Below are 4101 nucleotides of genomic sequence, written 5' to 3' on the forward strand. Positions count from 1 at the left end.
AGAGGTGGTCCCACATGTTTGAACAACTAAAAGCGTATTTATAAGTGATATTCCGCTCTAGTTAAGCCACCTTGTTTTGTTGGGGTAGCTGATCATAGTAAAACTCATTTGGTGTCATTTTGTCTAGACTCGAATGAGGTCGTTTCAGATTATAAAACTCAAAATATGCACTCAATTGCTTTTTCGCATCTGTGACACTGCTATAAGCTTTGAGATACACCTCTTCATATTTAACGCTCCGCCATAATCGTTCAACCATCACATTATCAACCCATCGACCTTTACCATCCATACTGATTTGAATGCCATTTGATTTCAATACATCAATAAATGCATCACTGGTAAACTGACTGCCTTGGTCTGTATTAAATATTTCAGGTCGACCATATTTTTCAATAGCTTCATTTAATGTTTCTATGCAAAATGTAACCTCCATACTAATCGATACTCTATGCGCTAGTACCTTGCGGCTATGCCAATCAATCACAGCACATAAATAAACAAAGCCTTTTGCCATAGGGATATACGTTATATCCGTAGACCACACTTGATTACTGCGCTGAATAGCCAATCCTTTGAGCAGATATGGATATTTGCGGTGAGCTTGATTAGCCTGGCTTAAATTTGGTTTGCAATATAACGCATTAATGCCCATTTTCTTCATTAAAGTACGTGTATGACGTCGTCCTATATGATGTCCTTGACGATTCAACAAATCACGCATCATACGGCTACCTGCAAAAGGGTATTGCATATGTAACTCATCCATACACCGCATCAGCTTCAGATCTGATGCACTCACAGGTTTTGGGCGATAGTAATAACAACCACGGGAGACTTTCAGCAGCTGAGCTTGCTTAGATACTGAAATCTGAAGTGAGTCATCGATTAACTTTTGTGGTTGAAGCGGCCCAGTTTCTTCAACACACCTTCTAAAAAATCAATTTCTAATGCCTGCTCACCGATTTTTGCATGTAGTTTTTTTAGATCGATGGGTGGTTCTGTTGGAGCTTTTGATTGATCGAAAGCTTGCGAGGAAGCTGAAATCAGTTGATTTTTCCAGTCGATAATTTGGTTTTGATGAACATCAAATTCAGCACTCAATTCAGCAAGTGTTTTTTCTGCTTTAATCGCAGCAAGTGCTACCTTAGCTTTAAAATCATTTGAATGATTTCTTCTTGGTCTACGTGCCATAAAATACTCCATATATTGATGTTTATAACATCATTTGGGGAGCAAAATATCACTTATAAGTGTTGTTCAAATTTCCTGATCCACCTCTTTTTCTTTATTACCTTACCGTGTATATTGAATAAGTTTTTATGAAACAATGAGTAAAATATGCTTAAAAAGCTCGGATTTACTATAATTTTATGCATTCCTATGGCTACTTTTGCTGCTGAAGATAGACAACAAAAAGGACAAATCAGTAAACCTCAAGGTTTAAGTTTAGGCATAGGTGCAGTTGGTAGTAACGGTATATATGTAGGGGAAAAAACTGAAATCACTCCTATACCTGTGATTTCATATGAAACTGAGCATTTTTTTATTCGTGGTTTATATGCAGGTGTAGAACTCTACAAAGATAAACTTCTTACCGTAAATGCGATTGCTAACATCAATATGATGAATTTAGATGTCGATGACTTAAGCACAGAAAAATTAGCTGCTAAAAATATTAGTAAATCACAATTAGAAGATCGTGATCGTAGTGTAGATTTAGGTTTAGAAAGTATTGTACGACTACCTTATGGCTTATTTTCACTACAAGCTGTCAATGATGTTGGTGGTGCTAGTGAAGGAGCAGAACTTCGCTTTAATTATCAATACTTCTGGAGAATAAATCCTAAAGTCACTCTTATGCCAAATGCTGGAGTAGATTGGCTATCGGATAAAAGAGCAAATTATTATTATGGTATTTTAGACAGTGAAGTTGCTCGTGGTGTTGCAGCATATAAACCAAATCATGTCTTTATTCCATATGTATCTTTAGGTGCAAGTTATGCACTGACAGATAAAGTCAAATTAAGTGGTGTAGCAATGCAAAAGTTTTTACCAAGTAAAGTTCAAGATGGGCCATTAGTTGATAAAAGTGGACTCACTAATTTTTATATGGCACTGACATATAAATTTTAAGTATTGATATTTATTTTTAATAAAACGATTTTGCTAATCAATCTGAAGCCTAGACTCATTCTAGGCTTTTTTTATGTAATCACTTTCAATTAGCCATCATCAAGTATTTCTAAAATTAACATAATACACCTTATACGAAATGCGTTATAATTATCTATAGAAATCAATGCTGTAGTTCCTAGTTGATAGCCCACCTTCCCCAAGGTGGGCTTTTTTTATGATTTTTCACGTTCCACGCTTATTCTTTGATCAATGTTCCACAACTTTGTTCATATCAGTTAAACAATCGTGGTTAATCATAGGGTCTAAAAAAACGGCTCCAAAACCCTCTTTTCTCAGGCTCTGGTTCAATGTGATCCGGCACTGGAATCCGCTTATTTTCCACCTGCTCTGAAGTAGTCAATTCCTCATCTTTCAGTTCAGATTCTGGCTGAGAATCTGTCGCTATATTCTGCTCAGATTTTTGATCGGTAAACGTAGTCATATTGGTTTTTGGAGCTTCTAATAGACGTTGTATTGCTTCGATTTGATTATCTTTAGCTTGCAGTTGTTCACGTTGAAACATTTCTCGTTCGTGAGCAAGTTCCAATTGTTTCTTTAGTATGTCTACTTGTTGTTTCAACATGTCTACTTCTGTCTCTTTTTGTAGCGAAGTAGACTGTAACGTAGTTACATTTTTTATTTTACTAGATGGTTCTCCAAATACTCGAATAGCTTCTGATAAATCTATCTTGCCATCACTATTTTTGGATAAATCCCCTTTATTTATACGCTTATAGATGCTTTGTCTATTCATCCCATAAAGTTCAGCAAGTTCTATAACTGATAATGCTTTCATCATGTAACCTAAGTGGAAAGACTGTAAGCCAGTAGACATTATTTAAGTGTGTAACGTTACATCAATGATTTAATGATAGCCAACTTTTTTTAATAGAGGATATAGCTCATTAACTAAGTCTTGATCATGAAGCATTTCAGCTATTCGGACTGCAAACTGAGAGTAACTTTCAGTTCCTTGAGAATATTTACTCATTTCTGGTAATTCAGACAGTTTGTTGGCAAATAAGTGACGCTGTGCATCAGTCATTTTGGGGAATGCCTTTAAACTGTTTTGATCCTCAAGATTCTTTAGTGGCTTTTTAGCTACTTTCTTTTGTTTAAATGAGAATGAAAAACCACAAATAGAGCGTCCATCTTTATGTTGCTCGACAGTTACAATGATGTCTGTATGTTCATTAACTTGCTTAACTGCCGATTCAAGGACACGCCTTTTAAAAGTATCTAGTCTTGGGTAATCATCTAGACTTAAACCTAGCTTTGAGCGAAAGTCGGCTATTTCAAATATTGGGGTTTTTCCTACTTCTCGCCATGCGATCAATAGCTCATAAAGGCGAATAGCATATTTACCTGTTAGTTGTGTAACTTGTTTAAGTTGATAGCTTGTAAACTGCTTTTCTAGGCGTGTGATTAAAGGTACAACATCCATAGTAAACGTAACTTCCAATGTAGCTGCATCATCGATGTAGGCAATATTTTGAACCCATCGTGAGATAACTTTTTTAGATTTTCCTGTTTTATCATCAATAGTTAGATAACTAAATTGTCTACCAAACAAATTAGTAACAGCCGTTTTTAATGCTTTATAAGCTGCATGTTTACTGACATTAAATCTATCCATGTAATCACTAGCATGGATACGTAATCGTGTATTTGCATCAATTCCTGTCTTAGTTTCTCGTGCTTGTAGTATGGCCAGTAAAATTAGCCTTTGTTCAACAGTATCAAGGTTATAACTAGCATTTATTAAAGCATTATCTTTGACCACTAACTCATTTTTAGGCATTTAATACACCATTATTTTATTTGGTGTTATTACACCATTATTTAGCAATGGTGTAAATAGGTGACTTTTTGGTGTGGTATAGGTGACTTTTTGGTGTGGTATAGGTGACTTTTTGGTGTGGT

Annotated in this window: 4 protein-coding genes; 1 reads left to right on the forward strand and 3 read right to left on the reverse strand. The window is 35.5% G+C overall.

The genetic code is table 11. The annotated features are described in order from the left end of the window. Positions 1-61: 61 nt before the first annotated feature. Positions 62-1206, reverse strand: a protein-coding gene (locus ADA42_RS18140) for an IS3-like element ISAba14 family transposase (protein ID WP_100833519.1) whose coding sequence is annotated in 2 segments (ribosomal slippage) — positions 62-942 and positions 942-1206 — 1146 coding nt in all. Because the reading frame shifts where the segments join, the coding sequence is not laid out codon by codon here. A 177-nt stretch (positions 1207-1383) separates the two neighbouring features. Between ADA42_RS18140 and ADA42_RS15560 the strand changes: the two genes are divergently transcribed. Continuing rightward, positions 1384-2136 (forward strand): MipA/OmpV family protein, encoded by a 753-nt coding sequence (locus ADA42_RS15560; protein ID WP_241485707.1) that lies wholly within the window; start codon positions 1384-1386, stop codon positions 2134-2136. A gap of 292 nt (positions 2137-2428) precedes the next feature. Here ADA42_RS15560 and ADA42_RS15565 read toward each other — a convergent pair whose 3' ends face one another. Both ADA42_RS15565 and repM read right to left on the reverse strand, forming a co-directional pair. Then, entirely contained in the window at positions 2429-2974 is a 546-nt protein-coding gene (locus ADA42_RS15565) for a plasmid replication DNA-binding protein (protein ID WP_171249942.1), read from the reverse strand. Positions 2975-3043: 69 nt separating this feature from the next. Beyond that, positions 3044-3979 carry a replication initiation protein RepM gene (gene repM, locus ADA42_RS15570; RefSeq protein WP_048766123.1) on the reverse strand — a complete coding sequence of 312 codons (936 nt, stop codon included), beginning with the start codon at positions 3977-3979 and terminating at the stop codon, positions 3044-3046. Positions 3980-4101: the final 122 nt, after the last annotated feature.

The sequence above is a fragment of the Acinetobacter sp. 243_ASPC genome (assembly GCF_001054715.1).
Classification (GTDB): Bacteria; Pseudomonadota; Gammaproteobacteria; order Pseudomonadales; family Moraxellaceae; genus Acinetobacter; species Acinetobacter soli.

Excerpts from the sequence above, each read along its gene's own strand:
- ADA42_RS15560 (WP_241485707.1), top strand. The coding sequence starts at position 1,384 with ATGGCTACTTTTGCTGCTGAAGATAGACAACAAAAAGGACAAATCAGT.
- ADA42_RS15565 (WP_171249942.1), bottom strand. The coding sequence starts at position 2,974 with ATGAAAGCATTATCAGTTATAGAACTTGCTGAACTTTATGGGATGAAT.
- repM (WP_048766123.1), bottom strand. The coding sequence starts at position 3,979 with ATGCCTAAAAATGAGTTAGTGGTCAAAGATAATGCTTTAATAAATGCT.